Origin of the sequence: Amycolatopsis sp. WAC 04197 (assembly GCF_003947475.1) — a bacterium.
Classification (GTDB): Bacteria; Actinomycetota; Actinomycetes; order Mycobacteriales; family Pseudonocardiaceae; genus Amycolatopsis; species Amycolatopsis japonica.
On record NZ_QHJK01000013.1, the window covers coordinates 1 to 16,191 of the forward strand.

The 16,191-nt window shown below is 67.0% G+C and carries 10 protein-coding genes; 3 read left to right on the forward strand and 7 right to left on the reverse strand.

What is annotated here, in order from left to right; genetic code table 11:
* Positions 1 to 458 precede the first annotated feature (458 nt).
* From DMC64_RS37165 to DMC64_RS37190, 6 genes are all read right to left on the reverse strand, one after another.
* Positions 459 to 1,934, reverse strand: a complete 1,476-nt coding sequence (locus DMC64_RS37165) for an NCS2 family permease (protein ID WP_125737348.1) — start codon at positions 1,932 to 1,934, stop codon at positions 459 to 461.
* Positions 1,935 to 2,067: 133 nt separating this feature from the next.
* On the reverse strand, positions 2,068 to 3,060 hold the full coding sequence (locus DMC64_RS37170; protein WP_125737349.1) for an ABC transporter substrate-binding protein: 993 nt from the start codon (positions 3,058 to 3,060) through the stop codon (positions 2,068 to 2,070).
* A gap of 97 nt (positions 3,061 to 3,157) precedes the next feature.
* On the reverse strand, positions 3,158 to 3,415 hold the full coding sequence (locus DMC64_RS37175; protein WP_233629960.1) for a hypothetical protein: 258 nt from the start codon (positions 3,413 to 3,415) through the stop codon (positions 3,158 to 3,160).
* A gap of 172 nt (positions 3,416 to 3,587) precedes the next feature.
* Positions 3,588 to 4,754 (reverse strand): ROK family transcriptional regulator, encoded by a 1,167-nt coding sequence (locus DMC64_RS37180; protein ID WP_125737351.1) that lies wholly within the window; start codon positions 4,752 to 4,754, stop codon positions 3,588 to 3,590.
* Positions 4,755 to 4,859: 105 nt separating this feature from the next.
* The gene (locus tag DMC64_RS37185; protein ID WP_125737352.1) at positions 4,860 to 6,077 is read right to left on the reverse strand and encodes a bifunctional 2-polyprenyl-6-hydroxyphenol methylase/3-demethylubiquinol 3-O-methyltransferase UbiG; all 1,218 of its coding nucleotides are present in this window, start codon (positions 6,075 to 6,077) and stop codon (positions 4,860 to 4,862) included.
* Positions 6,078 to 6,213: 136 nt separating this feature from the next.
* Positions 6,214 to 7,110, reverse strand: coding sequence for a 1-phosphofructokinase family hexose kinase (locus DMC64_RS37190; protein ID WP_158634309.1), 897 nt, complete (start codon positions 7,108 to 7,110; stop codon positions 6,214 to 6,216).
* Positions 7,111 to 7,448: 338 nt separating this feature from the next.
* On the opposite strand from DMC64_RS37190, the gene DMC64_RS37195 reads away from it, so the two are divergent.
* The 3 genes from DMC64_RS37195 to DMC64_RS37205 are packed head-to-tail and all read left to right on the forward strand — an operon-like array spanning position 7,449 to position 13,986.
* Positions 7,449 to 9,239, forward strand: a complete 1,791-nt coding sequence (locus DMC64_RS37195) for a fatty acyl-AMP ligase (protein WP_125737354.1) — start codon at positions 7,449 to 7,451, stop codon at positions 9,237 to 9,239.
* Positions 9,236 to 12,706: an FAD-dependent oxidoreductase gene (locus DMC64_RS37200; RefSeq protein WP_125737355.1), complete on the forward strand. Its 3,471-nt coding sequence runs from the start codon at positions 9,236 to 9,238 to the stop codon at positions 12,704 to 12,706. The genes DMC64_RS37195 and DMC64_RS37200 overlap by 4 nt, the downstream gene beginning before the upstream one ends.
* Before the next feature lie 26 nt (positions 12,707 to 12,732).
* On the forward strand, positions 12,733 to 13,986 hold the full coding sequence (locus DMC64_RS37205) for a cytochrome P450 (protein ID WP_199755218.1): 1,254 nt from the start codon (positions 12,733 to 12,735) through the stop codon (positions 13,984 to 13,986).
* A gap of 609 nt (positions 13,987 to 14,595) precedes the next feature.
* On the opposite strand, the gene DMC64_RS37210 is transcribed toward DMC64_RS37205, so the two are convergent.
* Positions 14,596 to 16,044 carry a cytochrome P450 gene (locus DMC64_RS37210; RefSeq protein WP_125737356.1) on the reverse strand — a complete coding sequence of 483 codons (1,449 nt, stop codon included), beginning with the start codon at positions 16,042 to 16,044 and terminating at the stop codon, positions 14,596 to 14,598.
* Positions 16,045 to 16,191: the final 147 nt, after the last annotated feature.

Sequence of the window (16,191 nt, forward strand, 5' to 3'; positions counted from 1 at the left end):
CGCCACCCGAAACTCCCCCAACGCCACCTCGAACTCGCCCCACGCCCGCTCCAACTCCGACAACGACACATCGTTGCCCTCAGGCCACGACATCCCCAACGTCACCAAAAAGAACTTCTGCAACTCAGCAGGCAACCGCACCGAACCACCAGACACTCACCTCACCTCCTTCCACACACTCGACGGACGATCGACGAAGTCGTCGGCGCTCTGCCTTGGCGTCAGGTGCGAACGATCCAGTGCCGCAGATCACCACCCGCTTCTTCCCAGCTTTTTCCTGGGATTTATCGGGCACGTGACGAATACACTGTGGACTGCGATTCGAGGGGACATCCCTCACGAGAAGCCGAGACAGCGAAGGGAAAATCGGGCACAAAGCCTCACCTAATGAACGGTTCAGCACGCGGCCTCCGGTGCGATATCGGCGATATCGCACCGGAGGCCGTGCGTCTGTGCGGCTATCCGAAAACGGCTTGGATGGGCTCAAGGGCGAAATAAACTACGAACATGGCGGCGATGCCCCACATGAGCGGGTGCACGCCCTTGGCCTTGCCGGTGACCGCGCGGATGACGACGTAGCTGACGAAGCCGGCGCCGATGCCGTTGGCGATCGAGTAGGTGAACGGCATGACGACGATCGTCAGGAACGCGGGGAGCGCGACGGTGAAGTCGGCGAAGTCGATCTCCTTGACCTGGCTCATCATCAGTGCGCCGACGACGACCAGCGCCGGGGCGGCGGCCTCGACCGGGACGACCTGGTAGAGCGGGGTCAGGAACATGGCCGCGATGAACAGCACGCCGGTGACGACGTTCGCGAGCCCGGTCCTGGCGCCCTCGGCGATACCGGAGGCGGATTCGACGAAGACGGTGTTCGAACTCGACGACGCGAAGCCGCCCGCCACCGCGGCGGTGCCGTCGACGAACAGCGCCTTGCCGACGTTCGGGAGCTTGCCGTCCTCCGGGAGGAGACCGCCCTCCTTGGCCAGGCCGGTCATCGAGCCCATGGTGTCGAAGAAGTCCGCCAGCACCAGGGTGAACACCAGCAGCACGACGGTGATGATCGGCAGCCGCGTCCAGGCGCCGAAGGAGATGTCACCGACCAGCGAGAGGTCCGGCAGGCCCAGGACCTGATCCGGCAGCGCCGGGTAGCCGAGGTTCCAGCCCAGCGGGTTCACGCCCTTGGACGGGCCGACCTTGGTGATCGCCTCGACGACGATCGCCAGCACGGTCGACGCGAGCACACCGATCAGGATCGCGCCCTTGACCCGCTTCGCCACCAGGATCCCGGTGACCAGCAGGCCGACGACGAACACCAGCGTCGGCCACGACGCGATCGAACCGTTGATGCCCAGCCCGACCGGCACGGTCGTCTTCGCGTCGTCCGGCACGCGGCGGACGAAACCGGCGTCGACCAGGCCGATCAGGCAGATGAACAGGCCGATGCCGACCGCGATCGCGGATTTCAGCGGCGGCGGCACGGCGTTGAACACCGCCGTCCGGATACCGGCGAACACCAGCAGGACGATGACCAGGCCCTCGATCACCACCAGGCCCATCGCCTCCGGCCAGGTCATCTGGGAGGCGAAGGTGACCGCGATCAGGCTGTTGATGCCGAGTCCTGTGGCGATGGCGAACGGGTAGTTCGCGACCAGGCCCATGATGATCGTCAGCACGCCGGCGACCAGCGCGGTCACCGCGGCCACCTGCGGCACGGGGAGGATGTTGCCGAGGACGTCCTTGTGCGCACCCGCGTCTTCGGCGGAGAAACTGCCGAGGATCAGCGGATTCAGCACCACGATGTAGGCCATCGTGAAGAAGGTGACGATCCCACCGCGGATCTCCCGCCCCGGTGTCGAGCCGCGCTCGCTGATCTTGAAGAACCGGTCCAGTGTGGACGCCGGACGTTCGCCCTTCCGGGCCTCTACTTTGGACATCGTGCCTGCCTTCGTCGGGGTTCCGTCACCTTGTGTCGACGGAAGAAGACGATGGTAGAAAACGATCAGTCAGCCGGGTCGCCAAGCGGAGCGTTCGTCCAAGAGAATCCGGTGGAATCGGGCAAGGCTTTCCTCACCGTGCGATGATCGGATTGACGTCGAATCGCTCGGCCGTCACCTGCATCGTCTGCAGAAGATCCGATACTCGCTGCAGCCGCTGGGGATTGACCACGGCACCGAACGTGGGGAGGGACATCAGGGCGGCGGCATCGGTGGAGACCTTCAAATGGTTGACCACGATCGGCTCGAATTTCGACCGGTCGACGATGTCGCGGCTCGCCGCGGCCATGGCCCGCCGGAAAGCGGCCAGCGTGTTCGGGTTGCCGGTGACCCAATCGTTGGTCGCGGCATACCCGGTCAACGGAAAGTCCACGGAAGAACCGGTCGACAGGCCGGCGACGACGGAAGCCCTCGAGGAAAGGAGGGCCTGAGTCAGGAACGGCTCGGACAGGTACGCCGCGTCGACGCGTTTTTCGGTCAGTGCGGCGGCAACGTCTTCCAACCGCATCTCGACCCATTCGACCTTGTCGTCGTCAAGGCCATGGTCGACCATCACCGAACGGGTCAGCAGTTGAGCGATCGTGTTGGTCCCCACGACGGCGACCCGCTTGCCGGGCAGGTCGAGGACCCGCTGGACAGGCGATCCTGGCACAGTGACGACCGCGCTACTGTACTTGTCGGTGGACGAGCCGTCGGCGACCAGCTTGATGTTCTGAGTGCGGGTACTGCTACTGAGAATGAACGGAACGTAGCTCGACAGGACGATGTCGACCTTGCCGGTGTTCATGTCGTCGTAGGGAGGTTGAGCGCTGTTGAGCGGCTTCAGATTCACCTGAAGCCCCTCGGCCTCGAAGTGGCCGCCCTCCTGCGCCAGCCACAGCGGCGCCAGATCGATCGTCGGCAGGGCGGCGACCGTGATCTTCGCCTTCTCCGGAGCAGGCGATTCCGGTTCCGAGAATGCACTACAAGCGCTTAGTGGGGTCACCAGAAGCAGAACGGCGGCCAGAACGGCGCCGGTACGTTTCTCGACACGCTCGAACAATTCTTTCCCCTTCGAGGAGCTCACCCAGAATCGGACGGTAACCCGTTCGGCGGTGGTATCGACCGCGGTCGGCGTTGATACGCGGTCGTTCGTCCAGGATGCTTGCCCGAAGGGAGGCTGATCAGGCTGTCAACGCAGGCGCGATGTCGAGCCGTGAGCGTGCGACGTCGGTGATCCGCGCGGGAACGCGATCGCCTGCGCGCGCCGGCCGCACCGCGCAGATCCAGCCTCCGGCGATCAAGCGCGCGACGGCGATCCGGTCGCACCAGCCGCCGTCGATCGCCAGATCCGGCTCGCATCCGGCGAGTAGTTCACCACGACCGTCCGCGACGGCGCGGAGAATCGCGCGCTCTCGGTGGTTCAGTTCTCCTGGGGTCACCGTGATCACCATCCTGAAGTGGTTCTCGTGTGGACTGTGACGAACGTCCACCTCCAGTGGGCAGGCAGGCTCCAGGTGATGACAAGGGCTCCAGGACTCTTCCGGGCGTTCCAGGCAAGCCCTCGGCCCGGAAGGACAGCGACGCGAGTGGTCAGACGGAAGCCGCTCGCTGTCACCCGCCGCCGGTCCTCGGATCCTCGCCGCGGTCGAGCACAGCCGCGAGCGGCAGGGCGGCCGCTCCGATCAACTCGGCGCGCGGCCCCGCGCGGCCGAGTTCGAGGGAGACGCGCTGGTAGGAGAGAGGCCGTGTATACCCGGCCGCGGCTCTCCCAATTTCGGCCAGATAGCGGCCGCCCAGCAGCAACCCGGCCCAGCCGGCAAGGACCACCTTGGTCGGCGTGAACAGCGAGATGAGGTTTCCGATCGCCGCTCCGAGATGCCCGGCAGTCTCCCGTACGAGTGCCGCCGCCGTCTCGGATCGGGGCGCCGAAGCGAGAAGTGCGGTCAGTTCGGTGACTTCGTTTCCGCCTTGAAGCGGTCTTCGCTGACACAACTCGTGATACCGCCGGAGAACGCCCCTCGCGCCGACATACGCCTCGATACAGCCTCGCACGCCGCAGTGGCAGCGACGTCCGCCGTAGTCGATCGTCGTATGCCCCCATTCGCAGATTCGCTCGACGCGTCCGTCGACGACGAGGGCGGCGTCCGCGCCCGCGCCGAGCTCGATCACGACCACACGATCAGCACCGCGTGCGGCACCGAATTTGCTCTCCGCCAAGGCCAGATTGTGCACTCCGCGGCCGGCGAACACCGGGGCGGCGAGCCCCGTCGAGGCTCGCCAGCGGTCCGAGGACCACTCGGTGGCCGGGCCACCGGCCGCTGTCTTCGGCAGCCCGATCCCCACGCCCAGCAGGTCCGGTTCGCGGACATCGGCCGCGTTCAGCAGCTCCCGAAGCCCCGAGGTGATTTCACCGGCCACCTTGCCGATGTCCGGAAGCTCACTACGGAGCTGACGGCGTTGCGCGTCGATCGGCCGCATCGCCAGATCGAACAATCCCCACGCCACGCAACCCTCGGCCACGTCGACACCGGCCAGATACCCGGCCCCAGGATCGATTTCGAGCAGGATCCGCGGCCGTCCGCCGCGAGAGCGAACCTGCCCCGCTTCGCGGATCAGCCGGCTCCGCAGCAGAATGGCCACCAGCTGGGAGACGGCGGCGGCACCCAGTCCGGTGACCGCGCTCAGTTCCACCCGGCTCAACGGCCCATCGTGATAGAGCGCGGTGAGGATCAGCGATTGGTTGTGCCGTCGCAGCATCCGTGCGGTGTCACCACGCATCGACGGCGCTCTCCCTCCCACCGCGTGTCGTCCGCCTGATCACGCGTGTCGTCCGTTCGGCCACGCGCGAATTCCCACTCAATAAGGAGAATTGCTTCGCATACCTCATGAGTACGAAGGACGCCTGACGAGGATCTCCGGCAAGCGGGCGCCGGGGAAGGTTTCCGCCAGGTACGCTCGCAAGAGTTCCGGAAGCCTGCGGGCGACGAACCTTTCGAGCGGATCGTCCTCGAAAGGCACCGAGGCGGCCCTGGGCCTGTCGCCACCACTCGGCCGGACTTCCAGCAATGCCGGGTCTTCGAGTGACACCGCCACAACGAAGCCGGTGCCCCCAATGGCGTCGCTCAACGCGCTGGGCGTCACGGCATGAGGTCGCGCGTCCAGCAAGGCGTTGGGTATCCCGGTGACCACGACGGCCCCGCTTCCGGCGAGCTCCGACACCGTTTCGAGACGCCTTTCGGCGAGGTCGTCCCAGACCACCGCTTCGGAGGGAGGTTCTTCCCGCTCAGGTTCCACATGAATGACCGCGTCGTACCGAAACCTGGTGAATTCGTTGTCCCCGGGCATGGTCTTCGCCCGGATGGAGACCTTGACCTCGCGACCCGACGCTTCGGCGAGCAGCTCGATCAGTCGCGGATCCACCCAGAGTTCGTCCTCGTCCCGGAACCACCCCGGCTCCACGCCCGTCTCGGCGCGCGACCACTGGTCGTACTCGGCCACCAAAGCGAGATTCCTCACGTCCCCAAGGATCACCCGGCCGCCGGGTTCGACCAGATCGATCGCTTCGCGAAGCACGGTCGCCAGATACTCCGTTCCGGGGAAGCACTGCACGACACCGTTCATCACCACACAGTCCGGCTTACGTCCCGTCCCCATGGTCTCAACCATCGCGCGCTTCACCCTGCGCGACAACAAGTCGTGGGCCCCGCCCAGAACCGCTTGCACGCCGGGGAGGTTCGCCGCGCGGATCCCGTCCACCGCGAATTTCGTCGGGTCGACCCCCACGTACGCTTCGACCTCGTCTTGAAGGTGCCGAAGCAGGAGCCCGGTTCCGCAGCCGAGCTCCACCACACGGCGAGGCCGGGACTCGAGTACCAGCGCGGCGGTGTGCTCGATCCAGTCGCAGACATCCTTGTCCGACACCGGGCCGGCGGCGGTCAGGCCGGCGAAATCGGCCCCGCCGGCGTCGAGATCGGCCGACGCGAAGGCCCACTCGTAGAGGTCTGCCCAGTTACGCAGGTATTCACCCACGAGCGCCCAGGACGCGCCTCCGAAGGTGAGGGCGTCTCGCGCGGGCTCGACCTCCAGCGCCCCGGAAGGCATCCGGTGCACCTTCCCCACCCAAGCATGTTCCCGCACAGCCGAACAGATGACGTTGTCCAACACAGGCTTCCCCCTCAATCACACGTTCGCCGCCCCGCGGTACCGGCGGACGGGTTCCGGACTCTTCGCCCGGCGCTCAGCCGCGTACCGCCTCCTCCCACTCGGAACTCTCATCCACCTCCCCCTCGCAGACTCCGAGGTCGCCGAGCCACGGCATGAAGGTTCCCGGCAGGGAAAACGTGGCTGCCGCCCAGACCACACCGGCGGCGAGCGCCTGTTTCCCCTCTGCACCGGCCGCGAGGAACCCGGCGAGCAGAGCGTCTCCGGCACCGGGGTTCACCGGCTTGGCCGTCACCACCTTGACGCGCCACGCTCCGGTGTCCTCGATCAGTACGGCGCCTTTCGCACCGAATCCGGCCAGCACGGCACCGGCGCCGAGGGAACGCAGTTGCTGTGCCGCGTCGACGACATCGGCGAACGTGGTCAGTTGCCGGGCGGTCGCACTTTTGAGCTCGTCGAGAGTCACTTTGACCAAAGCCGGGCCGGCCTTCACCGCCTCGACCAGAGCCGTCCCGCTGGTATCGACAGCGACCTTGACCCCGGCGACGGTCAGCCGGGCGACCAGCTCGGCCAGCACTTCGGCGTCCATTCCCCGCGGCGTCCGTCCCGCCAGCACGGCCCACTCCGCGTCGTCCGCGTGCTTTACCAGCGCGTCGGCGAGAACCTGCACTTCCCCGCCGGTCAAGCGCGGCCCGACCTCGTTCACCCTGGTCACGGTCGCGTCCGGCTCCACCAGGCTGATGTTCGTCCGCACCGTCGCTTCGGTGCGGACCCTGATCACCTCGATGTCCTCGGCTCGGAGCAAGCTGACCAGGTTGTCTCCTTCCTGGCCCCCGGCGGGCACCACGACACGAGCTTTGAGCCTTTGGCTCGCCAAAGCCCGTGCCAAGTGGACGCCCTTGCCACTGGGACGCATCGTGCCGGCTGAGGCCCAGTGCAGACCGGCCCTTTCGAGCCGCTCCACCTCGATCATACGATCGACACTCGGATCGGCCGCCAACACCACGAACATTTTCCTACCCTTCCTCAAGCCGTCGCGGGCCGAGGAAAAGACTCGCTCATTCGTACCCGCGTTTTCAACGCGGAGACTGACGAGCCGCTCGGCAGGATAGCCTTTGTGCCCTTAGGTGCAGTCGAAAGCCATGTGCCGGAACAGATCCACTTCAACTCCGGCTCGAATGAATTCGGACACGATCAGCCTCTTCCTCTGATCATTCGACGAGTGACATTCAGGGCAGGGTCGCTATCCGAAAAGTACGTTCCACCGATGGCCGTCTTCCGGCCAGGCGACCGGGCGGAACACGATCAGTCATGGCTTCTCCCACTTCACCCACGGTGCTCGGTGCGTTACACCGGCTGTGTTCGGTGGAGCCGAACCGGCTACTTTTCACCTGGGTAGGCGACGATGGCCGGGACACGGGAACGGTGACCGCCGGCGAACTCGGCGAGGCGACGGACAAGGTCGCGACGGCCTTGCGGGGGTGGGATCTGCACCCGGGCGAAAGGGCGGTCCTGGTCTACCCACCGGGTCTGGACTTCATTCCCGCTTTCACCGGTTGCCTCGCCGCCGGTGTGATCCCGGTGCCGGTGTACCCGCCCGACCCGACCCGGCCAGGCCGCTCGTCGGAGACGTTCGCGAGGATCGTCGCCGACTGCGGGGCCCGGATCGCGTTGACGAACGCTACCTACGACCGGGCCCGGAAGGTCGCGGCCGTGGCCGGATTCTTCGGCCGTAGCGTGGCGAACACCCCGGACCTGACCTGGCACCGCACCGATCGGCGGGTTCGCGAACCGGCCGCGCCCGGGCTCAGGCACGTTCCCGCCTCCCCGGACGAGACGGCGTTCCTGCAGTACACCTCGGGTTCGACCGGCACACCCAAAGGTGTCGTGGTGACACACGGGAACATCGCGCACGAGCTCGCGGCGAACGTCACCGATCTGCGGCTGCACGACGGGACACGCGGTGTGTTCTGGATCCCGCAGTACCACGACATGGGGTTGATCAACGTCATCCTCAGCACGGTGAGCGGGAATTCCGCCACCCACCTGATGTCGCCCGTGACCTTCCTGCGTGATCCCGCGATCTGGTTCGAGGTCATGTCCCGGGTCGGGGCGACGATCACCTCGGCACCCGACTTCGCCTATGACCTCGCCGTCCGCAAGACGACCGCGGCGCAGCGCGCCGGCTGGGATCTGAGCCGGCTGGAGATGGCGATCTGTGCGGCCGAGCCGGTACGGGACCGGACCGCCCGCGAGTTTTCAGCCGCGTTCGCTGAAACCGGCCTGCGTGACGACGTGTTCTTCGCTGCCTACGGCCTCGCCGAGAACACCGCCAGTGTCACCAATCGAGGACAGGGCCGGGCGACGCTCGACAAGGAGGCGTTGTCCCGGGGAGAGGTCGTGAACGCCGTCGAGGACGGCCGAGCCGTCGTCCTCCGCGGCTGCGGACGTTCGAGCAAGCCGGGTGACGAGATCCGGATCGTCGACCCGGGCACCCGGCGACCCTGCCGTCCCGATCGGGTCGGAGAGATCTGGGTGCGATCCACGACCACCACCGCAGGATACTGGGGACGGCCGGAACTGACCGCCGAGACCTTCCACGCGAAGCTCGCCGGTGTCGGCGATCCCCGCGGCTACCTCCGGACCGGTGATCTGGGTTTCCTGCGGGACGGCGAACTGTACGTGACCGGCCGGATCAAGGACCTGATGATCCTCCGCGGCCGCAACGTGCACCCGGGCGACGTGGAGGACACCGTCCGGGACTGCAATCCGCTGCTGCGGCCCGGCGGAACGATGGCCTTCTCGGTCGACGACGGCGTGCGAGATCACCTCGTGGTACTCGTGGAGGTCCGCACCGACCGGCTGAACCGCGAGGACGCCCTACGTGTCTGGGACGACGTCCGCACCCACGTCGGCCTGGAGCACGGGCTCACGGTCGGCACGCTGGTGATCGGCCGTCCCGGCGTCGCCGCGAAGACCTCCAGCGGCAAGCTGAGACGACAGGTCGTCAGGCAGTCCTTCACGGACGGCGCATTGTCCGAAAAGGACGGTGTACTGCACACCTTCCGTTCTTCCGGTCACGAGCTCCAGGAGGCGATGTGAGACCAGGATTCGTGCCGTCCTCGGGGCCCGAAGACCCTCGGTTGTACGACATCGACGACGACTTCCGTCAGGTCCTCATCGACCTGTCCGGGCTGGTCGCCTACTCGGCCCGTCATCGGACCCGGTTCCTCCACCCCGCGTCGACCGGGGCTCGCGGCAGCCTCAGGTTCGTGACGGACCAGGCCTTCCCCGCCCATGACTTTTTCCGCCCTGGCCGGGTCCTTCCCGTTCTCGGCCGCTACAGCAACTCCCAGGGCAACGACGATCACGAGGTTTCGGTCCGTGGCCTGTCCCTCCGGCTGCTCGACCCTGGAGCGCGGACAGGGCTGTTCGACCTGACGTTCAACACCGGTGAGCACTTCTTCGCCCCCGACGCCCATACGTTCCGGCAGCTCACCGCGGGCTCCGCCGAACAACGCGACCAGGTGCTCGGACGGCATCCGCGATTGCGCGAGGCTCTCTGGGAAACCGAGCGCGTGGCGACCTCCTACGCGGCCTACGAACTCCACAGTCAAGCCCCCAAGCCCTTCGTCGCGGCCGACGGCACGCGCTGGCTGGCCCGGTACCGGGTGCTTCCGGCGCGGGAGCCGGTACAGCACGGGCATTACGACCCGGTCGACCAGTGGTGGCCGCCGACCCCTCCCGAGGCAGTGGGCCGGCCCGCTGGTGAGACCGGCTCACCCACCGCCCTGCGGGACGAGTTGCGGGCCCGGCTGGACGGCGGCGGGGTCGGCTGCGTGCTCCAAATCCGGCTGCGTCCGATGGAATCCGATGTGGCAAGACTCGAAGCGGCTCTCGATGCCAGCAGGCCGTGGCCCACCGCTTACCAGTGGACCGATCTCGCCGAAATCCATTTCGACCGGTCTTTGCCCGACGCGGAAACTGACGCCCTGGCCTTCGATCCCGCACTCGCTCCCCCGGGGCTCGGTATCACGCTGTCGCGCTCCCCGCGGTCCACCGCGTCGCTGGGACATCTTCGCGCGCTGATGTACCGCATGACCTCTCTCGCGCGCCTCGGGAAGCCCATACCGCCGCGACTGGCCGAACTGTTGCGCCCACCGCGGCGCGACACCGGGTCGGCGAAGCGGACGGTCTGCGTCATCGGAGCGGGGCCGAGCGGTCTCACCGCCGCCCGCGAGCTGGAACGCGCCGGACATCGCACCATCGTGCTCGAATCCGCCGACCACGTCGGCGGGAAGGCCGCTTCCGTCGAATTCGACGGGCATCCACATGACCTGGGTGCCCATATCTGCACCGGACGTTACCGCCGGCTGGCCGCACTGGCCGCGGAACTCGGCGTCGCGACCGAGCCCACCCCGGCCGAGCGAGTGCTGAGCACCGGCCGATCGGGCCGCACCACCACCGACATGCGGTTCTTCGTCGACGGCTCGGTCGAGCGCTACGAACGGTTACGGGCGGCTCGGTTCCCCCGGATCAGTGAGCCCGGCCTTGCCCACTCCGCGCGAGCGCTGTCCGCGCCGCTGTCCGAATGGCTGGCCGAAAACGACCTCCACTCGATGTACACCACCTTCGGGCTGGGCTACACGTGCGCCGGTTACGGATATCCCGACGACGACCTCCCCGCGTTGTACTTCGTCAAGTATGTCGAGACGACAGGTTTGCTCTCCGACACCGTGCACACCGCCGACACGCTCGAAGCGCGCTTCACCGTCAAGGGTGGCTTCGGGACCTTATGGGAGCTGGTCGCGGCGGAACTCGAGGATGTGCGGCTCAGTACGAAGGTCCTCTCGATCGAGCGCCGCGACACGGCGACGGGCGGGGTGCTCGTCCACACCGATGGCGGCGACGTCGAAGCGGACGACCTGATCGTCGCGGTGCCGCCGGACCGGGTCGCCGCTGCCTTCGACCTGTCAGCGCGCGAACACGACTGGGCTCGCCGGGTGCGTTACCAGCGCTACCGGACGACGGTGGCCGGCGTGTCCGGCTTGCCCAGGGACGCGTTCTACCTGCTGGGCGAGTTCGCGGACAGCTCCGCGGATCGCGGGCACTGCATCGGATTCCAGCATCGGTATCCCGAAAGTGACGTCTACACGTGCTACTCCTACCTCGGCGAAGACACCGCGAGGCAGCTCGAGTCCGACCTCGCCGCACACGGGGGCGAGGACCTGCGACCGCTTCTGCACCGGGACTGGGCCCTCATGCCGCACTTCACGAGCGCGGACGTCCGAGCCGGGGTCCTGGAAGACCTCGAAGCGCGGCAAGGCGAGAACCACACCTACTTCACCGGCGGACTCCTGGGCTTCGAATCGGTGGAATGCGCGATGAGTCACGCGCTGGACCTGGTCCGACGCCAGTTCTCGGGCTCTGACACCCTGGCCTCCCCGGACTCGTCCGCGCGCCCCGCCGCCCGGACCAGCGCCGAGATTCGGGCCTGGTTGGTCCAAGCCGTCGGCGAAGCCACCGGATCCCCCGCCCCGGACCCGCGCGCCCCGCTTTCCGGCTTCCCGTTCGATTCCCTGGCTCTCGCCGGCCTCATGTCCCGGCTGTCCACGTACCTCGGGTTCCGGGTCCCTCACACCCTTTTTCTGCAGCTACCCACGATCGACGCGGTGTCGGGCTATCTCGCCGAAGAGGGATCACCATCCGAACTGGAACGCTGGCAGGTCTCAGTGCGCCGGCACTTCTCACCAGGAGTACGCCCTTTCTTCTGTGTAGGCGGCATCGGCGCGGCGGGTACCTACCTCCGTCCGCTCGCCGCGGCACTGGGCCCGGAACAACCCCTGTTCCCCTTCGAGATTCCCGGCAGGCTCGACGCCGGCTCCGGCCCCGCCACGGACGACGTCGAGGAGATCGCCGAGGCGATCACGTCGCGAATCCGGGCCATGGTTCCCGACGGGCCGTACTGGGTCGGCGGCCACTCCTTCGGCGGCGTCGTCGCCTATGAAGTCGGACGGCAGCTTCGCGCGGCTGGAGCGGAGGTGGCGCCGGTGGCATTGCTGGACACGTTCGTGGCCGTCGACGGCCAACCCGTACCGGAGGACGACATCGCGGGGGCCCTGCGTGACCAAGCCGTGGTGCGGCACATGTCCTGCGTCGCGCTCGGCGCCTGCGACTGTGGTGTGGACCTGAACGCGCCGCTCGGCGGGCAACGTGAAGCACTGGCCCGTGCGCTCGGCGCCAGCGACCCCGCCCGCTACGAAGAGCACCTGGCTTCGATCGTCGAAGTCCAGCTGAGTTCGATCCGCGCCTACGCGACCTACCCCTGCCCGCCTTCGGACCTGACCCTGCACGTGCTGAAGACCGCTGACGGGTTCGCGCCGATGCCCTCGGCGAACTTCGGCTTGAAGCTGCATCTCGACGACCCCGCCAACGGCTGGGAGCACGTCGAAACCGCCGGGGTGCGCGTCTTTCCGGTGAGTGGTAATCATTTCAGCATGTTCATCCCGCCGCACGTCGATCAGACCCGGGACGCGCTTCTCTTCGCCGCGACCGTGCGGACCGGGTGACCGGGCTACTTCGAGGGGGAAGAATCGTGGACGAGCACCACTCCCTGGTCGAGCAGTTGACGCGGGCCCGGAACCGGCAGGGCGGTGTCGCCGAGATCGTCCTCGGTGGGCACCGGACGATCGTGGTGTCCGAACCTGAGAGCGCACACCGGGTTCTGGTGCGGCACGCCGACAACTACACCAAGTTGACCCGCAGCCACCGCACCCGTGTCTTGATGGGTGACGGCCTCATCAACGCGACCGGCGCGGCGTGGCGCCGGCAGCGCCGTGTACTACAGCCCCAGTTCACCGCCCGGGCGCTGCACCGCTATGAGAACGCCATCGCCGAGAGCGCGCGGGCCACGGGCGAACGCTGGGCAGGACACGCGCGCACCGGACGTCGGTTCGACCTCGGTGACGAGCTGACGATGTTCGCTCAGGACGTCATCTGGCGGGCGATCACCGGGCGGCCGCTCGACGACGAGGTCGCGCGAGAGCTGGCTTCGGTCGAGCGGATCGTCGCCACCTTGAAAGCGCTTCCCGTAGACGCCGAGGCCGCCCGGAAGGCGGTCTCCGAAGACCTGGGCCGCATCGACGGCCTGGCGAAGCGGGAAATCGCCGGTGCCCGCGCGGCCGGCGACCGGACGGGGTTCCTGTCCACCCTCGTGGCCGCGGCGGACCGGTTTCCCGAGTACACCGACGAACTCATCCGTGACGAGCTCGTCACGCTGTTCGCCGCCGGTTACGAAACCACGGCGACCGCCCTCACCTGGACCTTCGTTCTGTTGCAGCGCAACCCCGTGGCACGGGAGCGCCTCCTTGCCGAGGCCACCGAGCCGACGTCCGTCGCCGAGGCGCTGGTACGGGAGGCGATGAGGCTCTATCCGCCGGTGTGGCTGGTACCCCGGCAGGCGGTCGCCGAGGACACCCTCGGCGGCCGCACGGTCACCGCAGGGATGGACGTCATGGTCTGCCCTTACCTGATCCACCGCGATCCACAGTGGTGGCCCGACGCCGAAGTCTTCTCTCCGGGTCGCTTCGGCACACCAGGAGGCCGTCCACGGCATCCCGGCGCGTACCTGCCGTTCGGGTCCGGACCCCGGACCTGCATCGGCATGCGGTTCGCGCTCCGCGAGTCTGTCGCCCTCCTCGACGCGGTGCTACCGCACTTTCGAACGAACGTCGAGCACATCCCGGCCGGGATCGCCCACGGGCTCACGATTCGTCCGGACGGCCCGCTCCCCGCCACGACCACCTTCGCCGGTGAGGGCTATTTGAGGGGTAAGCCAAAGATGGCATGATCGGACCCGCGCCACGCGGGCCGTCCTCACCTGCTCGCGACCAGAGTGTGTCCCGGGCGTCAGGGTTCCGAACATACTCACGGGACGCTCCCAGGGCGATATGTCCACAAGGGAAAACCCGCGCCGATCGAGCGCCCGATCAATGTCGTGTCCCTGTCGGGTGGCGAGTCCGTGAAGGCCTCCTTCCCTACTCTCAGGGTAGGGAAGGAGGCCTTCACGGACCGGCGCTCGGGGGTACTCGGCGAGGTGAAGGGAGCTTTCACCTCATCGCACGCGCGGAAAGGCCCCTTCGCCACAGGTGGTGCGGTCCTTATGGCGACCGAAGGCTCGGATACGTCGCGAAAGTGGCTTTCGCGACACCGAACCCGGCCTCCAGCAAGTACCCGACCACGCCACCTTTGACCTTCCCCTCCAATAACCCGAATCGCCGCTCACAACCGCCTGGCCCTGCGCTCTCCCCGGCTGTCGAACGTGTCGCGAAAGCCACTTTCGGGACATCAGGCGTCGCGAAAGTGGCTTTCGCGACACGGGACGCCACCTACGAGGTGGTCGACGCGGGTGAGTGACCGCTGATCAAGCGTGTCGGCCCTGTACCCGGGTGGCGAGGAGTCAGCGTCGCTCGAGCCGGATCGGCATCCCATCCGCGGGAATGGGCAGGGAGGTGTAGTCCCAGCGAGCCGTATAGCTCTCGGGCACCGACCAGCGATAGGCACGTAGCATCTCGTGCAGCGCCGCTTTCACCTCATAGGTCGCGAAATACAGGCCGATGCACTTGTGCGCGCCACCACCGAACGGCAGCCACGCATAGCGGTGCGATTTGTCTTCGCGGCGTTCCTCACTGAACCGTTCGGGGTCGAACCGCATCGGGTCGGACCAGCATTCCGGCGCGAAGTGATTGGCGGTGGGCGTGACGTTGATCAGTGTTCCCTGAGGAATGAAGTAGCCGAGAACCTCCGTGTCCTTCAGCGTCATCCTCGCCGACGAGGGCGAAGGGGCGTTCAATCGCAAGGCTTCCTTGAAGATCATGTCCAAGGTTGTCAGGCTTTCCAATGCCTCGATGTCCGGCACCTCGTCACCGAGCGCGAGCGATTCCTGGCGCGCCCGTTCCTGCCAGCCGGGATTCTTGGCGAGATGATAGGCGACGGTCGCGGCGGAGATCGTCGCGGTTTCGTGCGCGGCCATCATGAGGAAGATCATGTGGTTGACGACGTCGGTATCGGTGAACTGATCCCCGTCTTCGGTGGTCGCCGAACACAGCGCGGAGAAAAGGTCTTCGCCGTCTCCTTTTCGCTTCGACGGCAGGTTCGCGCGGAAGTAGTCTTCGAGGACTTTGCGGCCCTGCAGCCCCGCCGCCCACCGGCCGCCGGGTACCGGGAACCGGATGAGCGCGGTGCCCGCGCGTACCGACTTCACGAACGCGCGGTTGATCGCCTCCGCGTCGTCCCCGGACCGCATGCCCATGAACACACGTGTCGCGACGTCGAGTGTCAGTTGCTTGAAGGACCAATAGATGCGCGGCTTCGAACTCCCGCCCCAGGCCTTCACTCCCTCGCGCAACACCGGTCCCATCTGGCCGACGTAGCCGGCGAGTTTGTCCCGGGTGAACGCCGCCTGCATGATCCGGCGGTGTAGGTGATGCTCTCCGAAATCGAACAGCATCAGACCGCGTTCGAAGAACCGCTCGATGAAGAACTTCCATCCCTCCTGCGACGAAAACGCCTTGTCCTTGTTGACCAAGGCTATCTGCGTGGCCTCCGGGCCGGTGATGGTCACGAGCCGAGTACCGAACGAGCCCATCCACGACACCGGGCCGTACATTTCGTAACGTTTGAGGGTGAAATCCCTGCCGAAACGCATGTAGTCCAGCGTGTGCCCGATGAGAGGTGCTCCCGCGTCGCCGAGGACCGGTTTGAGGCCCGCAGGCGCGGGCGCGAGTTCCCGGACCGGCCAGGTCGCGCCGAACCAGCGTCGGTCGACCGCGTGAGGCAACGGGATCGAGGTGAGCGAAGAGACCCGCTGACGGACTGCTCCGGTGGCCTTTTCGACGGTACGCGTCATGGCGATCAACTCCTGGCGGGATCGAACACGGCCCCACCCTCACATCTTGCTGACAGGTCGCCAATGCCCCGGGCGGCAAGTGGAGGAACTTCCCTCACCAAGGCGAGCACGCCGAACTGCGGTCAGCCGAGCCGTACCACCGCTTGA